The organism is Paraburkholderia graminis C4D1M, from assembly GCF_000172415.1.
GTDB lineage: Bacteria > Pseudomonadota > Gammaproteobacteria > Burkholderiales > Burkholderiaceae > Paraburkholderia > Paraburkholderia graminis.
In genome coordinates this window covers 257934-280989 of sequence record NZ_ABLD01000003.1, presented here as the reverse complement: position 1 = coordinate 280989, position 23056 = coordinate 257934, and the positions used below count along the sequence as shown (strand labels likewise).

At 64.0% G+C, this 23056-nt stretch carries 22 protein-coding genes; 14 read left to right on the top strand and 8 right to left on the bottom strand.

Annotated elements, in window-relative coordinates:
* The first annotated feature begins 107 nt into the window (after window positions 1-107).
* Together BGRAMDRAFT_RS06980 and BGRAMDRAFT_RS06975 are read left to right on the top strand one after the other, a co-directional pair.
* A complete protein-coding gene (locus BGRAMDRAFT_RS06980) occupies window positions 108-1703 on the top strand; it encodes an MDR family MFS transporter (protein ID WP_006047990.1) in 1596 nt (531 codons plus the stop codon).
* Window positions 1704-1731: 28 nt separating this feature from the next.
* Window positions 1732-2223, top strand: coding sequence for a MarR family winged helix-turn-helix transcriptional regulator (locus BGRAMDRAFT_RS06975; RefSeq protein WP_006047989.1), 492 nt, complete (start codon window positions 1732-1734; stop codon window positions 2221-2223).
* 59 nt (window positions 2224-2282) lie between these two features.
* On the opposite strand, the gene BGRAMDRAFT_RS06970 is transcribed toward BGRAMDRAFT_RS06975, so the two are convergent.
* Complete coding sequence (locus BGRAMDRAFT_RS06970; RefSeq protein ID WP_006047988.1) at window positions 2283-3560, bottom strand: amino acid deaminase; 1278 nt, start codon at window positions 3558-3560, stop codon at window positions 2283-2285.
* A 112-nt stretch (window positions 3561-3672) separates the two neighbouring features.
* Here BGRAMDRAFT_RS06970 and BGRAMDRAFT_RS06965 point away from each other — a divergent pair, with 112 nt between their 5' ends.
* From BGRAMDRAFT_RS06965 to BGRAMDRAFT_RS06955, 3 genes are all read left to right on the top strand, one after another.
* Window positions 3673-4563 (top strand): MurR/RpiR family transcriptional regulator, encoded by an 891-nt coding sequence (locus BGRAMDRAFT_RS06965; RefSeq protein ID WP_006047987.1) that lies wholly within the window; start codon window positions 3673-3675, stop codon window positions 4561-4563.
* A gap of 3 nt (window positions 4564-4566) precedes the next feature.
* A complete protein-coding gene (locus tag BGRAMDRAFT_RS06960) occupies window positions 4567-6048 on the top strand; it encodes an N-acyl-D-amino-acid deacylase family protein (protein WP_006047986.1) in 1482 nt (493 codons plus the stop codon).
* Between the two features lie 81 nt (window positions 6049-6129).
* Window positions 6130-6516, top strand: a complete 387-nt coding sequence (locus BGRAMDRAFT_RS06955) for a RidA family protein (RefSeq protein WP_006047985.1) — start codon at window positions 6130-6132, stop codon at window positions 6514-6516.
* Window positions 6517-6583: 67 nt separating this feature from the next.
* Here BGRAMDRAFT_RS06955 and queF read toward each other — a convergent pair whose 3' ends face one another.
* The 7 genes from queF to BGRAMDRAFT_RS06925 all read right to left on the bottom strand — a co-directional run bounded on the left by queF (window position 6584) and on the right by BGRAMDRAFT_RS06925 (window position 11481).
* Entirely contained in the window at window positions 6584-7408 is an 825-nt protein-coding gene (gene queF / locus BGRAMDRAFT_RS06950; protein WP_006047984.1) for an NADPH-dependent 7-cyano-7-deazaguanine reductase QueF, read from the bottom strand.
* Complete coding sequence (locus tag BGRAMDRAFT_RS06945; protein WP_006047983.1) at window positions 7405-8307, bottom strand: 5'-nucleotidase; 903 nt, start codon at window positions 8305-8307, stop codon at window positions 7405-7407. The genes queF and BGRAMDRAFT_RS06945 overlap by 4 nt, the downstream gene beginning before the upstream one ends.
* A gap of 29 nt (window positions 8308-8336) precedes the next feature.
* Window positions 8337-9902, bottom strand: coding sequence for a threonine ammonia-lyase, biosynthetic (ilvA, locus tag BGRAMDRAFT_RS06940; protein ID WP_269745233.1), 1566 nt, complete (start codon window positions 9900-9902; stop codon window positions 8337-8339).
* 78 nt (window positions 9903-9980) lie between these two features.
* Window positions 9981-10352: a hypothetical protein gene (locus BGRAMDRAFT_RS06935; RefSeq protein WP_006047981.1), complete on the bottom strand. Its 372-nt coding sequence runs from the start codon at window positions 10350-10352 to the stop codon at window positions 9981-9983.
* Window positions 10353-10396: 44 nt separating this feature from the next.
* On the bottom strand, window positions 10397-10573 hold the full coding sequence (locus BGRAMDRAFT_RS34930; RefSeq protein WP_006047980.1) for a hypothetical protein: 177 nt from the start codon (window positions 10571-10573) through the stop codon (window positions 10397-10399).
* Window positions 10574-10631: 58 nt separating this feature from the next.
* Window positions 10632-10835 carry a hypothetical protein gene (locus tag BGRAMDRAFT_RS06930; protein ID WP_006047979.1) on the bottom strand — a complete coding sequence of 68 codons (204 nt, stop codon included), beginning with the start codon at window positions 10833-10835 and terminating at the stop codon, window positions 10632-10634.
* A 103-nt stretch (window positions 10836-10938) separates the two neighbouring features.
* Window positions 10939-11481 (bottom strand): hypothetical protein, encoded by a 543-nt coding sequence (locus tag BGRAMDRAFT_RS06925; protein ID WP_006047978.1) that lies wholly within the window; start codon window positions 11479-11481, stop codon window positions 10939-10941.
* On the opposite strand from BGRAMDRAFT_RS06925, the gene BGRAMDRAFT_RS06920 reads away from it, so the two are divergent.
* The 9 genes from BGRAMDRAFT_RS06920 to ubiB all read left to right on the top strand — a co-directional run bounded on the left by BGRAMDRAFT_RS06920 (window position 11450) and on the right by ubiB (window position 23031).
* Window positions 11450-12856 carry an SDR family oxidoreductase gene (locus BGRAMDRAFT_RS06920; RefSeq protein ID WP_269745232.1) on the top strand — a complete coding sequence of 469 codons (1407 nt, stop codon included), beginning with the start codon at window positions 11450-11452 and terminating at the stop codon, window positions 12854-12856. The two genes, BGRAMDRAFT_RS06925 and BGRAMDRAFT_RS06920, sit on opposite strands and share 32 nt — an antisense overlap.
* 7 nt (window positions 12857-12863) lie before the next feature.
* The gene (locus tag BGRAMDRAFT_RS06915) at window positions 12864-13328 is read left to right on the top strand and encodes a DUF2269 family protein (protein WP_006047976.1); all 465 of its coding nucleotides are present in this window, start codon (window positions 12864-12866) and stop codon (window positions 13326-13328) included.
* A 380-nt stretch (window positions 13329-13708) separates the two neighbouring features.
* The gene (locus tag BGRAMDRAFT_RS06910) at window positions 13709-17803 is read left to right on the top strand and encodes a DUF3683 domain-containing protein (protein WP_006047975.1); all 4095 of its coding nucleotides are present in this window, start codon (window positions 13709-13711) and stop codon (window positions 17801-17803) included.
* 34 nt (window positions 17804-17837) lie between these two features.
* A complete protein-coding gene (locus BGRAMDRAFT_RS06905) occupies window positions 17838-18266 on the top strand; it encodes an HIT family protein (protein ID WP_006047974.1) in 429 nt (142 codons plus the stop codon).
* A gap of 84 nt (window positions 18267-18350) precedes the next feature.
* Window positions 18351-18764, top strand: coding sequence for a gamma-butyrobetaine hydroxylase family protein (locus tag BGRAMDRAFT_RS06900; RefSeq protein WP_006047973.1), 414 nt, complete (start codon window positions 18351-18353; stop codon window positions 18762-18764).
* 67 nt (window positions 18765-18831) lie between these two features.
* Window positions 18832-19563: a bifunctional demethylmenaquinone methyltransferase/2-methoxy-6-polyprenyl-1,4-benzoquinol methylase UbiE gene (gene ubiE / locus BGRAMDRAFT_RS06895; protein WP_006047972.1), complete on the top strand. Its 732-nt coding sequence runs from the start codon at window positions 18832-18834 to the stop codon at window positions 19561-19563.
* A gap of 38 nt (window positions 19564-19601) precedes the next feature.
* Complete coding sequence (locus BGRAMDRAFT_RS06890; protein ID WP_006047971.1) at window positions 19602-20600, top strand: Tim44 domain-containing protein; 999 nt, start codon at window positions 19602-19604, stop codon at window positions 20598-20600.
* Between the two features lie 193 nt (window positions 20601-20793).
* On the top strand, window positions 20794-21438 hold the full coding sequence (locus BGRAMDRAFT_RS06885; protein ID WP_006047970.1) for a ubiquinone biosynthesis accessory factor UbiJ: 645 nt from the start codon (window positions 20794-20796) through the stop codon (window positions 21436-21438).
* A gap of 15 nt (window positions 21439-21453) precedes the next feature.
* The gene (ubiB, locus tag BGRAMDRAFT_RS06880; protein WP_006047969.1) at window positions 21454-23031 is read left to right on the top strand and encodes a ubiquinone biosynthesis regulatory protein kinase UbiB; all 1578 of its coding nucleotides are present in this window, start codon (window positions 21454-21456) and stop codon (window positions 23029-23031) included.
* Window positions 23032-23056: the final 25 nt, after the last annotated feature.

The following is a 23056-nucleotide window of genomic DNA, read 5'->3' as shown; positions in this document are numbered from 1 at the left end:
TTCCGTCGACGAACGCGCCCATGCCTGCCGTCGACGTCCTGCTTAGAGCCAACATGCGTGGTATGATTCCCTAATCGTTTGACGCGTCAACTGTTGCTCTATCAAAAATGGCTGTCCACACCGCCGCCCACCATTCGAGTGGGCAAGTCTTGCCGTTCCGGGAATCGCTTTTGGCGATGCTCGGCATTTCCTTCGTCACCATGCTGGTCGCGCTGGACCAGACGGTCGTCGGCACCGCGCTGCCCACCATCGTCGCCGAGCTCAAGGGCTTCGAGCTTTATGCGTGGGTGGCCACGTCGTATCTGCTGACCTCGGTGATCACCGTGCCGATCTTCGGGCGCCTCGGCGACTATTACGGACGCAAGCCGTTCGTGATCGCGTCGATTGTGGTGTTCACGGCCGCGTCGGTGCTGTGCGGCATGGCGAACAACATGCTGTTTCTCGTGCTCGCGCGCGGCCTGCAAGGCATCGGCGGCGGCATGCTGGTCGGCACCGCGTTCGCCTGCATTCCCGACCTGTTTCCGGACTCGGTCGTGCGCCTGCGCTGGCAGGTGCTGATGAGCTCGGCGTTCGGCATCGCCAATGCGGTCGGGCCGTCGCTGGGCGGCTTCCTCACTCAGTACTACGGCTGGCGCTCGGTTTTCTACGTGAATCTGCCGGTCGGCCTGCTATCGCTCTTTTTCGTCTGGCGCTTTCTGCCGCATCTGCGGCACGTCGAGCATGAAGGCAAGATGCGGCTCGATTGGCCCGGCGCCGCGCTGATCGCGGTGGCGCTCGGCTCGCTGCAGTTGTTCGTCGAATTGCTGCCGAAGCATGGGCTCACGCTCAGCGCGTGTGCGCTGCTCGTGCTGAGCGCCGCTTCGGCGTATGCGCTGTGGCAATGGGAGAAGCGCTGCCCGACGGCGATCCTTCCCGTCGATATGTTCCGCAACCCGAGTCTCGCCGCGCTGTTCACGCTCGCGGTGCTCGGCGGCTTCACGATGTTCTCGCTGCTTTTCTACGCGCCGCTGTTGTTCCAGGGCGGCTTCGGCATGTCGCCGAAGGAAGCGGGCGTCGTTATCACGCCGCTCGTCGTTTTCATCACGATCGGCAGCATCGCGAACGGACGCGTGGTTTCGCGCGTGCGCAATCCGAATCTGATGCTGTACGTCGGCTTCGCGCTGATCGCGCTCGCGTGCTTCGGCGTGGTGGTCGCCACGCGGTCGATGCCGCATTGGCTCCTCATGTCGTTCATGGTGCTCGGCGGCCTTGGCCTCGGTTTCGTCATGCCGAACCTGACGATCTTCGCGCAGCAGACGGCCGGCCGCGAGCATCTCGGCATTGCAACCGCGCTGCTGCAATCGCTACGGATGATCGGCGGCATGATCGGCACCGCGCTGACCGGAACGCTCATCAGCCATATGTACGCGAGCGGCGTGCGCAGTACGCTCGAAAGCGATCGCGCGTCACAATGGTTCAGCGACCTGGGCGATCCGCAGATCCTCATCAATCACGAAGCGCAAACAACGCTGCTCGGCGAGTTGGCGCAAGCCGGCCATAATGGCGCGATGCTTCTCGAGACCGCGCGCGAAACGCTCGTCTCGGCGATTCACTTTGGTCTCGCGATGGCGGCTGTCGTCGCCGTCGTGTCGGTATGGCAAAGCCGCCGCGTTCCGCCGATCAAGCTCCAGCGCAAGCTCGAGCCGGTGGTCCACGCGGACTGATTTTCGATTGCAGCTTGATAGAACCATCATGGAAGAACAGGACCGCGTAGCCGTCATGCAGCAATTCGGCCGCACATACCGGGCGTTCATGTCGGCGTTCGAGGCGCAAGTCGGCCACCCGTTGCCGCGCTGGCGCATCATGCTCGCGCTGCATCAGCAGGGGGGCGAGTCGTCGCAGAAGCGGCTTGTCGAGCAATTGCGCGTCGATCCCGGCGCATTGACGCGCCAGTTGAAAGCGCTCGAAGGATTGGGCTGGATCGCGCGCAGCATGGACTCGCGCGACAACCGCGTGACCAATGTGCGTCTGACCGAAGCGGGCCTGTCTGCAACCGAAGCCAGCCTGCCGCGCCGCAACGCGTTTTTGCACGACACGATGGCCGCGCTGCCGGACGACGCGCTGAGCGCGTTGTCCGGCGCGTTGAAGATGCTGGAGGCGAGAATCGGCGAAGTCGTGTCGGCGGCGAATGTTGCACAAACGCCTGTCGAGCTTGCCGCCGAAGCGTCGCGAGCGGAGCGCTGAAGCGCCGCGGCGCCTCAGTGCATCCACTCCACGCCGCGCGCGCCCTCAAACGCAAAAAATCAGAAGAACGTTTCGATCACTTCCGTCACGCGATAAGCCGGATCGACGACCAGCACCTGGCGCCATTTGTCGAACGTCAGACACGGGTGCGAGATGTCGAACGCGATCATGTCGCCCACCTTCAGATCGGCGCCTGCGGGAATCCGCATATACGCGTGCTGATCCATCAAGCCGAAAATCTCCCAGCCTTCGCTCGCGGCGATGTCGCGCGGCGCCTCGCTGCCCGGCCTGTAATGGCGCGCCGGCTCCGGCAAGCCTGCGTCGAATGCCGAGTCGCGCTTGCCAAGACCGATGATCGCGCGGTCGGGCTCGGGAATCGACTGCACGTAGGCCCATAATTGCAACGCAGGCAGCAAGCCTTCGCCCATCTTTTTAGCGACCGGATTGCGCGCGAAGATGTCCGTCTGCGCCTTGCGATAAATGCCGACGTCGTGCGTCAGATAACAGCCGGGGCGCAGCACGACCTCGACCTTGCCCGTCTGCGACGCCTTCGAGAATTCCTCCGCGACCACGTCGTACCATGCCGAGCCCGCGCCGGACAGAATCGCCGGCGTACGCTCGAAACGCCCGCCGTCGACGAGCGCGCGCGTAACCGCAACGGCGCTTTGCAGAAACTCGCGCACCTCGTGTTCTTCCTTCAGCACGCCTTCATACAACTCGACGCCCGCGAGCTTCAGCACGCCCGGATAGCGGCCGATCGCTTCGAGCACCGCATTGCGCTGCGCTTCGTCGCGCACGCCGGTGCGCCCGCCAGGCACGCCAAGTTCGAGCAGCACTTGCAACGGCTTCTTCACCGACGTGAAAAAGCGTCCCAATTGCTCGACGCCTTCCACTGAATCGACGAGACAAAAGAACTCAAAGTCGGGATCGCTCAGCAACTCGGCGACCATCATCATGTTGCGGCGCCCGACGAGCTGGTTGGCCATCAACACGCGCGACACGCCGCCGTGATAAGCCGCGCGCACCTGATGCGCGGTGGCGAGCGTGATGCCCCACGCGCCGGTTTCCAATTGACGGCGGAACAGTTGCGGCGCCATCGTCGTCTTGCCGTGCGGCGCGAGCTTGACGCCGTATTCGGCGACGAATGCCTGCATCCATTTCAGGTTGTGCTCGACGCGGTCCGCGTACAGCACGGCGGCCGGCAGGCTCACGTCTTCGTTCAGCAGATTCCACTCGAGACGCCCGGTGTCCGTGAGCTGGATGCTCGCGCCCGGAACCATGCCCAAGCCCTTGCTATAAGGATCAATCGTTGCGCCCTGATAGTTTGTAACTTTCATGTCTCCTGCTCCATCGTCCGGTTAAATTGCATCCAAGTTGACTTTATCATGTTACCGAAAGTACGATGGACGGAGAAATGTTATTTAGTACCACGCCCTTTCACGAGCCGCGATGAACTCCGCCGCCGAACCGCTGACCTTCGACATCGTCGCGCGCATTGCCGAATGCGCGCCCGAGTTGCGTTCGGCCGAGCGCAAGGTGGCCGCGTTGATTCTCGACGATCTGACGGGCGCCTCGCGCGCCAGCATCGGTGCGCTCGCCGAGCAGGCAGAAGTGAGCGTGGCGACGGTCACGCGGTTTGCGAAAGCGGTGGGCTGCCGCGACGTCCGCGAGTTGAAGCTGAGGCTCGCGCAGGCAGCGGCGGTCGGCCAGCGGTTCTTGCAGGCGGGCACGCCTGCTGGCGCGCCCGAGCACATCGCGACGCGCGTGTTCGACGAATTGCAGACGGCGCTTGCGCACAACCATCAATTGCTGCGGCAGGCGCCGTTGGCCGACGCGGCTGCCGCGCTGCGCGCCGCGCGCATGATCTACGTGTTCGGCATGGGCGGCGGCTCGACCGCGCTCGCCGACGAAATGCGTTTCCGGCTCGTGCGCCTCGGTCGGCCCGTCGCCACGTATCAGGACGGCCTGTTGCAGCGCATGGTCGCGAGCACGGTCTCGCGCGACACGGTGCTGATCGCGCTCTCCACGACCGGCCGCGTGCCGGAGATGGTGGAGAACTGCAAGATCGCGCGCAGCTACGGCGCGACGGTGATCGCGCTCACCGCGCCGGCGTCGCCGCTCGCGAAGCTCGCCGACTGGCTGATCCCGATTGTCGCGTTCGAGACCGACTTCATTTACAAGCCGTCTTCGTCGCGTTACGCGATGATGATGGCGCTCGACGTGCTCGTCACCGAACTGGCCGTCAGTCAGGGCGACGAGAGCCGCGAATTGCTGCGCCGCATGAAGCACGCGCTCGACACGCATCGTGGCGGCGGCGATCGACAACCATTAGGAGACTGATCCATGCACTCGCATCCCGAAGCCGCCGATACGCTGATTGTCGGCGCGCAACTGTATGACGGCACGGGCGCGCCGCCTGTCGAGCGCGACGTGGCCGTGCGCGACGGGCGCATCGTCGCGATCGGCAATCTGTCGAACTGGCTTGCCGAAGACGTGATCGAGGCCGAAGGCCGCGCGCTGGCGCCGGGCTTCATCGACGTTCACACGCACGACGACACGCACGTGATCCGCTCGCCGCAAATGCTGCCGAAGATCACGCAAGGCGTGACGACGGTGATCGTCGGCAATTGCGGCATTAGCGCGTCGCCGGTTGCGCTGAAGGGCGATCCGCCCGATCCGATGAATCTGCTCGGCGAGCGCGACGCGTTCCAGTACCCGACGTTCGCGGACTACGTGAAGGCGGTGAACGCGGCGCGTCCGGCGGTGAATGTCGGCGCTTTGATCGGACACACGGCGCTGCGCAACAACCAGATGGACCGGCTGGATCGCGCGGCCACGCCGCAGGAAATCGAAGGCATGCGTGCGCAGCTCGAAGAGGCGCTCGCGAACGGCGCGCTCGGGCTCAGTTCGGGACTCGCTTACGGTTCCGCATTTGCCGCGCCGACCGAGGAAGTGATGGCGCTCGCCGAACCGCTCGCCGCCGCGGGCGCGCTTTACACCACGCACATGCGCACCGAGTTCGACGCGATTCTCGACGCAATGGACGAAGCCTATCGCGTCGGCCGTCATGCACGCGTGCCGGTCATCATTTCGCATCTGAAATGCGCGGGGCCGTCGAACTGGGGACGCAGCGTCGAAGTGCTGAACTCGCTCGAAGGCGCGCGGCGCATGCAGCCGATCGGCTGCGATTGCTATCCGTACAACCGCAGTTCGTCGACGCTCGATCTGAAGCAGGTCACCGGCGACATCGACATTACGATTACGTGGTCGGAGCCGCATCCCGAGATGGCCGGCAAGCTCGTGAAGGAGATTGCCGCCGAGTGGGGCGTCACGCAGCAGGAAGCGGGCAAGCGCCTGCAACCGGCGGGCGCGGTCTATCACAACATGTCCGAGGACGACGTGCGGCGCATCCTCTCGCATCCCGCGACGATGGTCGGCTCCGACGGCTTGCCGAACGATCCGCTGCCGCACCCGCGTTTGTGGGGCGCGTTTCCGCGCGTGCTCGGCCACTATGCGCGCGACGCCGGTTTGCTGCCGCTCGAGGAAGCGGTGCGCAAGATGACGAGCCTCTCCGCGCGACGCTTTGGCCTTGCGCAACGCGGCGAGGTGCATATCGGCTATCACGCTGACCTCGTGCTGTTCGATCCCGCGAAAGTGCGCGACGCGGCTACTTTCGAAAAGCCGCAACAAGCAGCTGACGGCATCGACGCAGTGTGGGTCAACGGCGTGCTGTCGTACCTGAACGGCGAAGTGACGGGCGAACGCGCCGGCCATTTCGTTGCGCGCGGCGCGGCGTCGAAGGGCGATGCAGAAGGCGCATTCTGAGTTATCGAGTAACTGGTTGAACGATCTATCGCGGCGCGCGGCACTACGGCCACGCGCGCCGAACTTTCAAGGAGCGTAAAGATGAAGCGATATGGTGTTGAAGGCGGTAAGGGAACGGGCGGTCAGCACATGCCGTTTTCGCGTGCGGTGGAAGCCGACGGTTGGCTGTTCGTGTCGGGACAGACGCCGATGGAAAACGGCGAGGTGATCAACGGCGGCATCGTCGAGCAATCGCATAAGGCGATTCAAAACGTGTTCGCGATTCTGAAGGAAGCCGGCTACGGCGCGGAGCATGTCGTGCGCTGCGGCGTGTGGCTCGACGACCCGCGCGACTTCGCGTCGTTCAACAAGGTGTTCCGCGAATACTTCGGCGACAATCCGCCGGCGCGCGCCTGTGTCGTTTCGTCGATGGTGATCGACTGCAAGGTCGAAGTGGATTGCGTCGCTTATAAGAAGCCGGCGGCTTAACGTTATTAGCGCTTCGTCGCGGAGCGTCGAATGAACGTCCGCGGCGATAATAAGCGCGCGTGCTTTTTTATTGCCGCGCCAAACGCATGTTGTCCGGCATCGGCAGGTTGTAGTTGGTGCGGAACGGGTTGATGTCGAGCCCGCCGCGCCGCGTATAGCGTGCATAAACCGCGAGCTTCACCGGCTTGCATGCCTTCAGCACGTCGATAAAAATCTTCTCGACGCATTGCTCGTGAAAACCCGTGTGATTGCGATACGAGATGATGTAGCGCAGTAAGCCTGCATGATCGATTTGCGGGCCGACGTAGTGAATCTGCACGCTGCCCCAATCCGGTTGCCCTGTCACCGGGCAATTCGACTTCAGCAGATTCGAGAACACCGTTTCCTCGACCGGCGCTTCGTGAAGCGCGGCCGTCAGCAGCGAAGCGTCCGGCGTGTACACGTCCGTATCGAGATCCAGTCGATCAAGCGACGTGCCTTCGAACTCTTCCATCTTCAGTTTGCCGAAGTCATGCGGCCCGGTCAGATAGACAGAGACCGTCGCGCCGCACGACGCGGACACGTCGCGTTTGATCGTGTCGCGCACCGCTTCGATCGACTCGAATGCGGTCTGCGCAAACGAGCCGAGATAAAGCTTGAACGACTTCGACTCGACGATGTTCGGCGAGTCCGCCGGCACGAAAAACGTGGCCACTGCGATTTGCGGTTTGCCGCGCTGATTCAGCCACGACAACTCATACGCATTCCAGATGTCCGTGCCGAAGAACGGCAATTGCGCGTGGATGCCGATCGCCTCGCGCGCGTTCTTGCGCGCAATCGGAAAGAGCAGCGAGGCGTCGTACTGTTCGGTGTAAGTGGAGGCCTTACCCAGCGGTGATTGTTCGGGTGTCATGATGCATTCACGATGCCACTCAGCACGTGCCCGGTCGCCGTCACGACGCGGGCCGATTCGCAATGGCCAATTTGGTCGTCGAAGAAAAAGTCCGGCTCGAACTCGCGCAAAAATGCGCTCTTGTCGAGGCCGCCGAGGAACATCGCTTCGTCGATTTCGATGTTCCAGGCCATCAGGGTTCGGATCGCGCGCTCGTGCGCGGGCGCCGAACGCGCCGTCACCAATGCCGTACGAATATGCATCGGCGCGGCTTGATCCGCGAGTTTTTGCAGCCGATGAAGCGCTTCGAGCAAGGGCTTCAGCGGCCCGTCGGCGAGCGGCAAATCCTTGTTGTGCGTCTCGTGGCCGACGAACGCGCGCAAACCGTCCTTCTGAAACACGCGCTCGGCTTCGTCGGAAAACAGCACGGCGTCGCCGTCGAAAGCAATGCGGATTTCGTCCGGATACTTGCTCGCCATTTTCGCCGATTCCGGCAGCACGCGTGCGGCCGGGAAACCGGCGGCGAGCGCGTCGCGCACGTCGTCCTGATTCGCGGACAGAAAGAGCGACGCGTTCAACGGCTTCAGATAAGCGAACGGCGCGCGTCCGCGCGTGAACACGCCGCGCTCGATCGCGAGTCCATGTTCGCGGCACGAATGAAACGCGCGCAGGCCGCTGATCGGATCGCTGCGCGACAGGATCACCACTTCCACGCGATGCCCGCTCGTGTTCAATGCCAGCAGCTTGCGGATCAGCGGGAACGCGACGCCGGGTTTCGCGGGGACATTGAGCCGCTCGCGCTGCAACGCTTCATAGGCGCGAAGGTCGCCTTCCTCGTACACGCGGTTCTCTTCCTCGAAGTCGAAGAGCGCGCGCGACGAGATCGCCACCACCAGTTTGTCGACAAGCGAAAGAGCCATCTGCGGGTTCAGGTTTTCGTTTCAGTAGTTCAGCCGAGGAACAGCCGATAAACCGGATTCTGCGTCTCTTCCCAATACGGATAGCCGAGCGTCGCGAGGAAGCGGTCGAACTCGGCGTTATCCGTTTCAGGCACCTGAATGCCGACGAGAATCGAGCTGTAGTCCGCGCCCTGGTTCCGGTAGTGAAAGAGGCTGATGTTCCAGTCAGGCGCCATCGACGATAGAAACTTCATCAGCGCGCCCGGCCGTTCGGGAAACTCGAAGCGGAATAGACGTTCGTCGTGCGCGAGCGGCGAGCGGCCGCCGACCATATAGCGAATGTGTTGCTTCGAGAGTTCGTCGAAAGTCAGATCGACGGTGGCGAAATTGTGCGCCTCGAATGCGCTTGCAATCTGCGCCGATTCGCTGCGGTTCCTGATCTGCACGCCCACAAAGATATGCGCGGATTCGGCCTGCGCGATCCGGTAATTGAACTCCGTGACGCTGCGTGTGCCGACCAGTTCGCAGAATCGTTTGAAGCTGCCGCGTTCTTCCGGGATCGTCACCGCAAATACGGCTTCGCGCGCCTCGCCGACTTCGGCGCGTTCGGCGACGAAGCGCATGCGGTCGAAGTTCATGTTCGCGCCCGACGTGATCGCGATCAGCGTCTGGTTCTCGATGCCCTCGCGCTCCGCATACTGCTTGGCTCCGGCGACCGCGAGCGAGCCCGCGGGTTCGAGCACGCTGCGCGTGTCCTGGAAGACGTCTTTGATTGCGGCGCAGAGTGCGTCGGTGTTGACCAGCAGCACATCGTCGAGATATTCGCTGCACAGCCGGAAGGTTTCTTCGCCGACGAGCTTTACGGCAGTGCCATCGGAGAAGAGTCCGACTTCATTCAAGGTCACGCGTTCGCCGGCTTTCAACGATGCGGCCATCGCGCACGAATCGTCGGTCTGCACGCCGATCACCTTGATCTCCGGGCGCACCGATTTCACATACGCCGCGACACCCGCCGCGAGTCCGCCGCCGCCAATCGGCACGAAGATCGCGTGAATCGGGCCTTGATGCTGGCTGAGAATTTCCATCGCGACGGTGCCCTGGCCGGCGATCACATACGGATCGTCGAACGGATGCACGAAGGTCAGGTCGCGCTCTTTCTGTAGCTGCACCGCGTGGCCGTACGCATCGCTAAACGATTCGCCGAACTGCACGACTTCGACCGTCGGCCCGCCATGCGCGCGCACGGCATCGACCTTGACCTGCGGCGTCGTGACCGGCACCACGATGATCGCCTTAACGCCCATGCGTGCCGCGGACAACGCCACGCCCTGCGCATGATTGCCCGCCGACGCGGTGATTACGCCGCGCGCGAGCGCGTCGGCGGACATGTGCGCCATCTTGTTGTACGCGCCGCGCACCTTGAACGAGAACACCGGCTGGTTATCCTCGCGCTTCAGATACACGGGATTACGCAGACGCGCCGACAGATGCGGCGCGCGTTCGAGCTCGGTCTCGCGGGCCACGTCGTAGACGCGCGCGGTGAGGGTTTTTTTCAGGTAGTCGTGGGAGGCCATGCGAGTGGCGCGATGCGCTCTGGAAGGCGGAAAAGCATCAATGATAGCGCCAACGGTGCGAGCACTGGCCGGCCGGGGTTGGCGCCGCGAAGGCCCAACCCCGCGCGTACTGCAAGCGGACTAGAAGATATGCGGCGGCTTGCCGTCGGTGAGTTCGCGCGGCAACGGTTCGTCGAGCTGCCATTCGACGTGCGGCAACGCAAACAGGTCGCCGTGAAAGTCGACCGGTCCTTCGCTCGTGAAAAGCCCGTCCAGATAGTCGAAGTTCAATTGCGAAGAGACCGCGCGCAGCGCCGCTTCGACCGAATGCGACGGTTCGAGAGCGGGCGGGTCGACGTCGAGCCGCACGATGTAGCGATCGCCTTTCGTTTCCAGCGCGCCGATGTCGATGACTTTGCCGTCGACGTTCTGCGCAAGGACGCGATCGCCGTCCGCGAACAGCCTGAAAGTGGCCTTTAGCGCCGCGGACGCGGCGGGTTGCTTGCTTGCCATCGCGATTCTCCTTGTACCTTGTAGTCTGGCGTTGTCGATGCGGCCTAGCCGTCCTCGCCGACTTCGTTTGGATCGGGCAGGTCGGCGCCGCGGCCCGGTTCGGGCGGCGCGGGTTCGTTCCTCGCCGACTGCTTCTGTTCGTCGGACAGGCGGCGGTCGCCGGCCGTCGGATCGTTCGGCGACTGGCGCGGCGGCGTCGGGCTGGCGGATTCGCTTGTCATGGGAAGTCCTTGTCGTGTGGATTGCGTTGTCGATTGGTGCGTCGGTTGCGGTATCGGCTCAGTCCGGCGAGCGCGTGCGGTCGGCGTCGCTTTGTGAGCCAGGCGGGTTGCCGGGTTTCGTGTCGGGGCTGGCCGTCGGTGCGGCGGTTTCCTGACGGTGGTCATCGCGTCGGTTGTCGGAGCCGTCGGTTGGAATATTTTCGGTGTGGCCGGGCACCGGTTGCTGCTCGATGTGCCCGGTTTTCGATTCGGGATCTGCCATGCTGAGCCTCCGTGAGTTGGTGGTTCGTCGTTTGGGTCAGCATGCCGCGTGCCGGGCGGTTTGCGGTTCGTGAAGGCGCGGGCGGTGCCGCGCGATCGCGCCGTTATTGCCTGGTTATCGCCTCGTTAGTGGGCAAAGCCGCGACCCGCCTTCTCCGGCAATAATCCTCGACGACAAACGGCGCAACCAGTCCCGCGCCGAACGCGACGTACACCGCCGCAATATGCGGTACCCGCAAATGAAACTCGAAGCCCGGCGTAAAGCGCTTGGGCGCGATCACGTAGTCGCTGAAGGCGGCGACGACCGTCAACGCGCTCGCGAGCGCGACGCGTCGACCGTGTTGTGGGCGCGAGTCGCCGCATAACCCGGCGGACTCCTGAACGGCTGCAAGCGTGTACGCATTGACGGCCGCCCATCCCACCGACATCAGATGATGAATCGCCAGCCCCGTCACCAAATGGCGCGGGCGCGGGCGGGCGGTCTGGTTCACTTCTTGCGGCCAGACCCAGTGGCTTACGGCGCTGACAGGCGCGGTCGCGCGCTTGCCGATGAGGCGCGCGCACGCGCCGAGCGCCAGCGTCGAAAGCGCGCCGGCAACGAGGCCGGGCAGCACGATGTCTTCTAACGGTCGAACGTCCAGAGTCATGGTGATTTTCCTTGCAGGTGCTACCGGCATGATTGGCGCGCGAGTCGCGAACGCGCTGGTGGCGGCGGGCCACTCCGTCGTGTGCGGCGTGCGCGATCCCGTCCGTGCCGCGCAGCGCTTGCGCGGCTGCCGGCTGGTCCATCTGGACTTCGCGGGCCTCGGCGATGCAGCAAAGTTGATGCCGCTGCTCGCGGGCGTCGACGTAGTGGTCAACGCGGTCGGCATTTTTAGCGACGCGACCGGCAACGACTTCCGGCGCTTGCACACCGAAGCGCCGATCGCGCTGTTCAAGGCCGCGGTCGCCGCGGGCGTGCGGCGCATCGTGCAGATTTCCGCGCTCGGCGCCGATGCGCTCGCGCAAAGCCCGTATCACCGCAGCAAGCTCGCCGCCGACGAAGCGCTGCTCGCGCTGCCGGTTTCGTCGTTGATCGTGCAGCCGTCGCTCGTGTTCGCACCCGAGGGCCGCAGCACGCGCTTTTTCGCCGCGTGGGCGACGCTGCCGGTCGTGCCGCTGCCCGGAGCGGGCGCGCAGCGCATTCAGCCGGTTCATATCGACGATGTCGTCGAGCTGGTCGTGGCAGGCGCGCTGGCCCCGCCGGCCGGCGACACGCCCAACGCAGCCGCACCGACGACGCCGACGACGCCGACGACGCGTCGTGTCGCGGCCGTCGGCCGGGAGCCGATGACGCTGAGGGAATACCTGGCCGTCTTGCGACGGGTAGCCGGCAGCCCGCGTGGCTGGTTCCTGCCGGTGCCGATGCCGCTCGTCAGGCTGGCAACGCGGCTGGGCGCGCTGCTGCCGGGCTCGCTGATGAGCGCCGACGCTCTCGCGATGCTCGAGCGCGGCAACGTCGCGCCGACCGACCGTTTCGAGCGGCTGCTCGGAAGGGCGCCGCGCGCGCTGTCGGAGATGCCCGTCGAGCGCGAAAGCTTTGGGACGCCCGCGCGTTTGATGTGGCTGTTGCCGTTGCTGCGCGTATCGATCGCGGCGGTGTGGATCTGGACGGCGATCGTGTCGGCGTGGCTGTACCCGCGTGCGTCGAGCCTGGAACTTCTGGCGCGGGTCGGGGCGCCGGCGGCGCTCGCGCCGTTGCTGCTCTACGGCGCGGCGTTACTCGACCTTGCGTTCGGCGTGCTCTCGCTGGTTTGGCCGCGGCGCCTGGGTCCGCGCGCTCGGCTTTGGACATTGCAGATCGTGCTGATCGTGCTTTATACGGCGCTGATCAGTTGGCGCTTGCCCGAATTCTGGCTGCATCCGTATGGGCCGCTCTCGAAGAATCTGCCGATGATCGCGCTGCTGATTCTGCTGATCCAGTTCGACGGCGGCGGCGGTGAGCGATCCGCCTGCGCCGGTAAAGCTGTCGCTAACCCCTGAATTACCCATGACCTACCTCGTCATCAAATGGCTGCACGTGCTTTCATCGACGATTCTGTTCGGCACCGGCATCGGCTCCGCCTTTTACATGCTGCTGACCAGCCTCGGCCGCGATGCGAGGACCGTCGCGCGCGTCACCCGGCTCGTGGTGATCGCCGACTGGCTGTTCACCACGCCCACCGCGATCCTGCAGCCGGCCACCGGGCTTTACCTCGCGCATCTGGCGAACATGCAGTTGGCAAGCGGCTGGCTCGCGTGGTCGATTGGGCTGTATGTGCTGGCCATCGGCTGCTGGCTGCCCGTGGTGTTCCTGCAGATGCGCCTCGCCGCGTCGGCCCGCGTGAGCGCTGAAACCGGGCGTCCGCTGAGCGCCGCCTACTGGCGAATGCTGTGGATCTGGGTCGCGCTCGGCGCAATCGCATTCTTTGCCTTTGTCGGCATCTTCTGGCTGATGGTGACGAAGGGCGCCTGAGTGCGGAATGGGGCGGCTCATAGCGCGGACTGCGGTGCACTGCCTGGCCCTCAGCCCCGCCGCCGCCTCCTTTTCCGCCCTCAACGCGGCGTTGGCCGATGCGGTAGAATTCCATTTTGGAATAAGGATCGGAAGATGCACTGGCAGCCTCGGATCGCCCATTTGATGCCCGTCCCGCGTGAGTCTCGCCCCGCGGCGGAGCGTCACGTCCGCCAGGCACGATCGTGTAGCAGTATCTGAGCGCCGCGAAGCGTCCGACGTGAGTAGACCGTCGGTGGCGCTTCGCTCCCAAGAAGATTTCCAAGCATTGCGCCCCACGCGCACAGTCAGCCGGCGCCTCGCCACGAGAGCGTCGGGCTGATCCACCGAGTCGTCCACACATGAACGCACCTCAAGTATTCGATCCGCACGGAGCCGCCACTGCGGTCGCCGCCGATCCCGAAGCGCGCCTGCGCGAAATTCCCTACAACTACACGTCGTTTTCCGACCGGGAAATCGTCATTCGTCTGCTAGGCGACGACGCCTGGGCCGCGTTGGCCGAACTGCGCGCGGAGCGCCGCACCGGCCGCTCGGCGCGCATGCTCTATGAAGTGCTCGGCGACATCTGGGTGGTGCGCCGTAACCCGTATCTGCAGGACGACCTGCTCGACAACCCCAAGCGCCGCGCGATGCTGATCGAGGCGCTGCATCATCGTCTGTCCGAGATCGAGAAGCGCCGCCGCGCCGATCTCACCGAGCATGGCGACGAAGCGGGCGTCGACCGCGCCGCGCGCGTGGAAACGCTGGTGCAGGCCGCGCGCCGCGCCGTCGACGAATTCGAAAGCGAATTTCAGAAGACCTACGATCTGCGCCGCCGCGCGACGAAGGTGCTCGGCCGTGTCACCGAAAAAGACAACATCAAGTTCGACGGTTTGTCGCGCGTCTCGCATGTGACCGACGCGACCGACTGGCGCGTCGAATATCCGTTCGTCGTGCTGACGCCGGATACCGAAGCCGAGATCGCCGGCATGATCAAGGCTTGCTTCGAGCTCGGGCTGACGGTGATTCCGCGCGGCGGCGGCACCGGCTACACGGGCGGCGCGGTGCCGCTCACGCCGTTCTCGGCCGTCATCAATACCGAAAAGCTCGAACAGCTCGGCGCAGTCGAAATGACCGAACTGCCGGGCGTCGATCGCAAAGTGCCGACCATTTTCTCCGGCGCGGGCGTCGTCACGCGCCGCGTGACCGAGGCGGCCGAGCAGGCGGGCTTCGTGTTCGCCGTCGATCCGACTTCGCTCGACGCATCGTGCGTCGGCGGCAATGTCGCGATGAACGCCGGCGGCAAGAAAGCGGTGCTGTGGGGCACGGCGCTCGACAACCTCGCCTGGTGGCGCATGGTCGATCCGGAAGGCAACTGGCTCGAAGTCACGCGTCTGGATCACAACCTCGGCAAGATTCACGATATTGAAGTCGCGCGTTTCGAGCTGAAATGGTTCGACGGCAACTATGCGCCGGGCGAGAAGCTGCTGCGCACGGAAGCGCTCGACATCAAGGGCCGCGTGTTCCGCAAGGAAGGTCTGGGTAAAGACGTCACCGACAAATTCCTCGCCGGTTTGCCTGGCGTGCAGAAGGAAGGCTGCGACGGACTCATCACGTCCGCGCGCTGGGTGCTGCACAAGATGCCCGCGCATACGCGCACTGTGTGCCTCGAATTCTTCGGCCAGGCGCGCGAAGCGATTCCGAGCATCGTCGAAATCAAGGACTATCTGTTCGAAACGTCGAAGCAGGGCGGCGCGATTCTGGCTGGTCTCGAACATCTCGACGAGCGCTATCTCCGCGCGGTCGGCTACGCGACCAAGAGCAAGCGCAACGGCTTTCCGAAGATGGTGCTGATCGGCGACATCGTCGGTAACGATGCGGATGCGGTTGCACAGGCGACGTCGGAAGTCGTGCGCATGGCCAACGGCAAGAGCGGCGAAGGTTTCGTCGCGGTCAGCGCCGAGGCGCGCAAGCGCTTCTGGCTCGACCGCAGCCGCACCGCCGCGATCGCGAAGCACACCAACGCGTTCAAGATCAACGAAGACGTGGTGATTCCGCTCGACCGCATGGGCGAGTACACGGACGGCATCGAGCGGATCAACATCGAGCTGTCGATCAAGAACAAGCTGCAACTTGTCGACGCGCTCGAAGCGTTCTTCAAGGCAGGCAAGCTGCCGCTCGGCAAGAGCGACGACGCCAATGAAATTCCGAGCGCCGAACTGCTCGAAGACCGCGTGCAGCAGGCGCTGGATCTGCTCAAGCGCGTGCGCACGCGTTGGGAGTTTTTGCGCGACAAGCTCGACCTGTCGTTGCGCGAGGCGCAGCATTATCTCGTCGGGCTCGGCTACGAAGCGCTCGCCGAAAAATTCGCCGATCGCGTCGACGCACAAGCTGATGCGACCGTGTTCCATGTCACGCAGGACCGAACGATCCGCGTGTCGTGGAAGCAGGAAATCCGCGCTGAATTGCGGCAGATTTTCAACGGCGGCGAGTTCAAGCCGATCCTCGACGAAGCGCAGGCGATCCACAAGCAGGTGCTGCGCGGCCGCGTGTTCGTCGCGCTGCACATGCACGCGGGCGACGGCAACGTGCACACGAACCTGCCGGTGAACTCCGACAACTACGAGATGCTGCAAGACGCCCACACGGCGGTCGCGCGCATCATGAAGCTCGCGCGTTCGCTCGACGGCGTGATTTCCGGCGAGCACGGCATCGGCATCACGAAGCTCGAATTTCTCACCGACGACGAGATCGGCGAATTCCGCGCGTATAAGCAGCGCGTCGATCCGCATGGCCGCTTCAACGCGGGCAAGCTGCTCGAAGGCGCCGACTTGCGTAACGCCTACACGCCGAGCTTCGGCCTGATGGGCTATGAATCGCTGATCATGCAGCAGTCGGATATCGGCGCGATTTCGGAGTCGATCAAGGACTGTTTGCGTTGCGGCAAGTGCAAGCCGGTGTGCGCGACCCACGTGCCGCGCGCGAACCTGCTGTACAGCCCGCGCAACAAGATTCTCGCGACGTCGCTGCTGGTCGAGGCGTTCCTGTACGAAGAGCAGACGCGCCGCGGCGTGTCGATCAAGCATTGGGACGAGTTCGGCGATGTCGCCGATCACTGCACCGTGTGCCACAAATGCGTGACGCCGTGCCCAGTGAAGATCGACTTCGGCGATGTGACCATGAACATGCGCAACCTGCTGCGCAAAATGGGCAAGAAGAAGTTCAATCCGGGCAACGCAGCCGGCATGTTCTTCCTCAACGCGACGAATCCGCAGACCATCAACCTCGCGCGCACGGCGATGATGGGCATCGGCTACAAGGCGCAGCGCCTCGGCAACGAAGTGCTGAAGAAGTTCGCGAAGAAGCAGACGGCGCACCCGCCCGCAACGGTCGGCAAGCCGCCGGTCACGCAGCAGGTGATCCACTTCATGAACAAGAAGATGCCGGGCAATCTGCCGAAGAAAACCGCGCGCGCATTGCTCGATATCGAGGACAACAAGATCGTCCCGATCATCCGCAATCCGAAGACGACCACGGCAGATACGGAAGCGGTGTTCTACTTCCCCGGCTGTGGTTCCGAGCGGCTTTTCTCGCAGGTCGGCCTAGCGACTCAGGCGATGCTGTGGGAAGCGGGCGTGCAAACGGTGCTGCCGCCGGGCTATCTGTGCTGCGGCTATCCGCAGCGCGGCTCGGGTCAGTTCGACAAGGCCGAGCAGATCGTCACCGACAACCGCGTGCTGTTCCATCGCGTCGCGAATACGCTGAACTATCTCGACATCAAAACGGTGGTGGTGTCGTGCGGCACCTGCTACGACCAGCTCGCCGGTTATGAATTCGACAAGATTTTCCCGGGCTGCCGGATCATCGACATTCACGAGTTTCTGCTTGAAAAAGGCATGAAGCTCGACGGCGTCACAGGCACGCGCTACATGTACCACGACCCGTGCCACACGCCGATCAAGACGATGGACCCGGTCAAGCTGGTGAACGCGCTGATGGGTTCCGAGAAGGACGGCTACAAGATCGAAAAGAACGATCGTTGCTGCGGCGAATCGGGCACGCTCGCGGTCACGCGTCCCGACATTTCGACGCAGGTGCGCTTTCGCAAGGAAGAGGAAATCCGCAAGGGCGCGGCCAAGCTGCGCGGTATTCCGCTCGTCGCCGAAGCCGGCGCGAACGCGATCAATCCGGCCAATGCATCGGCCGGCACCGCGGGTGCGGCGAATGGCTCCGTGCTGAAGGCCGGCGACGGTCCGCAGCCGAAGGGCGCTACCGACGTCAAGATTCTCACGAGCTGCCCGTCTTGCCTGCAAGGTCTGTCGCGCTACAACGAAGACGCGGGCATCGAGGCGGATTACATCGTCGTCGAAATGGCGCGTCATGTGCTCGGTGAAGACTGGATGGTCGACTACGTGCAGCGTGCGAACAATGGCGGAATCGAGCGCGTGCTGGTTTAATGGCACGACTGACGATTTTTGCCTGAGGACGACGATGGATTGCGTTTTTTGCCGTGAAGATGGCGGCGATGTGCTGTGGCAGGACGACACGTTGCGCGTCGTCCTCGCCGACGAACACGATTACCCGGGCTTTTGCCGCGTGATCTGGAACGAGCACGTAGCCGAGTTTTCGGATCTCGACGCGGCGGGCCGCGATCGTGTGATGAAGGCGGTGTATGCGGTCGAGCGCGCGATGCGGCGCATTCTTCAGCCGGCGAAGGTGAACCTCGCGAGCCTCGGCAACCAGGTGCCGCATGTGCATTGGCACGTCATTCCGCGTTTCTCGAACGACGCTCATTTCCCGCTGCCCATCTGGGCGCCGCGCCAGCGCACGGTGTCCGAAGCGATGCTGTCGTCGCGCCGCGCGCAGGCCACGCTGCTGCGCGAAGCGGTGCGGCAGGAAATCGAACACGCTCTCGCCTGAGCGCCATTCACCCGCCGCTTCGCGCCGCGCTCATGGGGCGCATCGGGCGCGGCGGCGCTTTCATATCGACCTATCGAGGCCATCATGAGCGGACTGACTCCCGATACTCCGGTGCCGACCGGCGTCGTCGTGCATTCGAAGTCGCGCGTGCTGGAATTGCAGTACGCGAGCGGCGAATCGTACCGGCTGCCGTTCGAGCTGCTGCGCGTGTATTCGCCGTCGGCGGAAGTACAGGGCCACGGTCCCGGCCAGGAAACGCTGCAAACCGGCAAGCGCGACGTCACGATCACGATGATCGAAGGCGTCGGCAACTACGCCATTCAGCCGACGTTCTCCGACGGGCACTCCACCGGCATCTATTCGTGGGACCTGCTCTACGATCTGGCACGGCGCCAGGATGAACTGTGGCGCGCGTATCTCGACAAACTGGCTGCGGCCGGCGTCGACCGCGATACGCCGATGGCCCCGCCGGGCGCTGCGCACGGGCACCGTCACTGATACGATTCGCCAGAACTGCCGCACCTGCGGCGCAATATTTTCAGAATACGCGGAAAGGACAAGCGCGATGAGCAAAACCCACTTCGGCTTTCAATCGGTCGACGAACAGGAAAAGGCGCAGAAGGTGGCGGGCGTGTTCCACTCGGTGGCCGCCAACTACGACTTGATGAACGACCTGATGTCGGGCGGGTTGCACCGTGCGTGGAAGATGTTCACGATCGCGCAGGCCCACGTGCGGCCGGGCTACAAGGTGCTCGACATCGCGGGCGGCACGGGCGATCTGTCGAAGGCGTTTGCGAAGCAGGCGGGCGAAACCGGTGAGGTCTGGCACACGGACATCAACGAGTCGATGCTGCGTGTCGGCCGCGACCGTCTGCTCGACAAGGGCGTGATTACGCCGGCGCTGCTCTGCGACGCCGAGAAGATTCCCTTCCCGGACAACTATTTCGATGTGGTCACCGTGGCATTCGGCTTGCGCAATATGACGCATAAGGACATCGCGCTGGCGGAAATGCGCCGCGTGCTGAAGCCGGGCGGGCGTCTGCTGGTGCTGGAATTCTCGAAGGTCTGGGACCCGCTGAAAAAGGCCTACGACGTCTATTCGTTCAAGGTCTTGCCGTGGCTCGGCGAGCGTTTTGCGAAAGACGCGGAGAGCTACCGCTACCTGGCCGAATCGATCCGCATGCACCCGGACCAGGAAACTTTAAAAACAATGATGGAACAAGCGGGCCTCGACAGCGTCAAATATTACAATTTGTCAGCCGGCGTGGTAGCTTTGCATGTGGGGACCAAATACTAGGGTTCCTAACCCGTCGATTTTTAAAGGAATGCACCGAAATGTCCGATTCAATGCTGTTATCTCCCCGTAAGGTCAAGCGGTCGCTGGCGAGAAGAATCGGACTGATCGCAATGGTCGGTCTGATCGTGGCCGGCTCCGTCGCCTCGCTCGACGCCGAAGCGCGCCGCATGGGCGGCGGCCGCAGCATCGGCCGTCAGTCGAACACCGTTCAGCAGCAGGCTGCGCCGCAACCTTCGCCGACCAACCCGGCCATGCAGCAGCGCGCGCAACCCGCGCCTGCGCCTACACCGGCGCCGGCCGCGCAGCCTAACCGCTCGCGCTGGCTTGGGCCCATCGCCGGTCTCGCAGCCGGTCTCGGCATCGCCGCGTTGCTGTCGCACTTCGGTCTGGGCGGCGCGTTCGCGGGCGCCATGGCCAACATCATCGTGATCGCATTGCTCGCGATGATCGGCATCTGGCTGATCCGCCGCTTCCTGGGCCGCAAGCGCGATACGTCGCAACCGGCTTACGCCGGGCATTCGCCGTCGCTGAATTCCGGCGCCACGGGCTATACGCAGGAGCCGCAAGAGCCGCGCTACACGGCGCCGCCTACCGGTTCGTATCTTGAGCCGCAAGGCAATCCGCTGACCACGCCGTCCGTGAACGCAACGCCGAGCGTGCCGGCCGGCTTCGATTCCGAAGCGTTCCTGCGCAACGCGAAGGTGTATTTCGTGCGACTGCAAGCCGCATGGGACGTCGGCAATATCGACGACATCCGCGAGTTCACCACGCCGGAAATGTTCGCCGAGGTTCGCGTCGACCTGTCTTCGCGCGGCGCCGGAACGAATCAGACGGATGTCGTGCAGTTGAACGCCGATTTGCTCGGCGTCGAAGAACGCGCGAACGAATACTTCGCGAGCGTGCGCTTCTCCGGGCTGATCCGCGAGGCGCCGGGTGCGGCGGCCGAGCCGTTCGTCGAAGTGTGGAATCTGTCCAAGGCGAACCGTCCGGGCGAAGGCTGGCTGCTCGCCGGCATCCAGCAGGTCGCGCAGCACTGAGACGCGAGAGCGTCGCGGCCGTCCGTCCGGTGGTTCGCTTGCAACGTGCGCACATGTCGCCCGACGCTGATCCGCGGTTGATCATCAAGGCCCACGATTAGCCGTTCAGCCAGGCAGGCCGCGAAGCGAACGGACGTTACAATAGGAACCCGCGCGAGCAGTCGCTCCCGCGGGTTTTTTCTTGCCACCTTCAATGACCCTCGCCGCCAAGCCCTTTGTCGCTGCCGTCAATCATCTGCTCGCCCGCGAATCGTGGGCTCGCGAGCGCCTCGCCCCTTACGCGGGCAAGACCGCGCGACTGTCGTCGCCGCCGGTCGTGCTGGCGCTCGTCGTGCAGCCGGACGGCTATCTGGGCGCGCTCGGCGAAACCGACGCGCAACAGTTCGACGTGACGCTTTCGGTGCCGTCGGATGCGTTGCCGGCGTTCGTCCAGGGTGGCCAGGCCGCGGTCATGAAGCACGTGAAGATCGACGGCGACGCCGAGTTCGCGACCGTCATCGCCAAACTGGCGGAGCATTTGCGCTGGGAGCCGGAAGAAGATCTGGCGAAGCTGATCGGCGACGGCCCCGCGTGGCGGGTCGCGTCGATTGCGCGCACGGTCGGCGAACATGTGCAGCGCACCGGCCGCAATCTGCTCGACACGGCCGCCGAATATCTGCTGGACGAAAATCCGCAACTCGTGCGCCGCACCGCGCTCGACGACTTCAACGTCGAGCTGGCGCAAGCACGCGATGCGCTCGCGCGAGTCGAAAAACGCATCCAGCGTCTTGAACAGAAGGTCGAAGCCCGCGGCGCCGTCGCGCCGGGCAGCGCCGCCACGTTGCGCGGCACGCGCTAGTCACCGGGCACCACTATGCGTTTTCTGCGTTTCCTCAAGATCTTTTTCACGGTTATCCGCTTCGGTCTCGACGAGATGATGCTCGGCCGCATCAACGACCGGCGCGTGCGCATGCTGCTGCGTATCACCACGCTCGGACGGAATTTCGACGCGCCGCCTGGCGTGCGCTTGCGCCTCGCGCTAGAAAGCCTCGGGCCGATCTTCGTCAAGTTCGGGCAGGTGCTGTCGACGCGGCGCGATCTGTTGCCCGTCGACATCGCCAACGAACTCGCGAAGCTCCAGGACCAGGTGCCGCCGTTCGATTCGACGGTAGCCATCGGGCTCGTCGAGAAGTCGCTCGGCGCGCCGGTCGATGTGCTGTTCGACGATTTCGAGCGCGTGCCGGTGGCCAGCGCTTCCATCGCGCAGGTGCACTTCGCGACCGTGAAGGCCGGGCAGCACGCGGGCAAGGCTGTCGCCGTGAAAGTGCTGCGCCCGAACATGCTGCCGGTGATTGATTCGGACCTCGCGTTGCTGCGCGACATCGCCGTATGGGCCGAGCGCTTGTGGGCCGACGGCAAGCGCCTGAAGCCGCGCGAAGTGGTCGCCGAGTTCGACAAGTATCTGCACGACGAACTCGATCTGATGCGCGAGGCCGCCAACGGCAGCCAGTTGCGCCGCAATTTCGCCGGGCTCGATCTGCTGCTCGTGCCCGAAATGTATTGGGAATTTTGCACGCCCACCGTGCTCGTGATGGAGCGCATGGTCGGCGTGCCGATCAGCCAGGTGGATACGCTGCGCGCGGCGGGCGTGGATATTCCGAAGCTCGCGCGCGAAGGTGTGGAGATTTTCTTCACGCAGGTGTTCCGCGACGGCTTTTTCCACGCGGACATGCACCCCGGCAACATCCAGGTGAGCCTCGATCCGGCGCACTTCGGCCGCTATATCGCGCTTGATTTCGGCATCATCGGGGCGCTGTCGGACTTCGACAAGAACTACCTCGCGCAGAACTTCCTCGCCTTTTTCAAGCGCGACTACCATCGCGTCGCGACGCTGCATCTCGAGTCGGGCTGGGTGCCGCCGACCACGCGCGTCGAGGAACTGGAAAGCGCGATTCGCGCGGTATGCGAGCCGTATTTCGACCGCGCGCTGAAGGACATTTCGCTCGGTCAGGTGCTGATGCGCCTGTTTTCGACGTCGCGCCGCTTCAACGTCGAAATTCAGCCGCAGCTCGTGCTGCTGCAAAAAACCATGCTCAACGTCGAGGGGCTCGGCCGCTCGCTCGATCCCGAACTCGATTTGTGGAAGACGGCGAAGCCCTATCTCGAACGCTGGATGAACGAGCAGATCGGGCTGCGCGGCTGGTACGAGCGGTTGAAGATCGAGGCGCCGCAGTGGAGCAAGACGCTGCCGCAATTGCCGCGGCTGATCCATCATGTATTGGCCGAGCGGCACGATCATGGGCGCGTCGGCAACGACGACATGATCCGGCAGATCCTGCTCGAGCAGAAACGCACGAACCGGCTGCTGCAAGGCTTGCTGCTGTTCGGCGTGGCAGTCGGTGTCGGCGCGGCGCTTGCGCGAGTGTTCCTCGCGCTGGCGTACGGCGCCTGATCCAAGCGAAGCCTAAGCGGCCCGA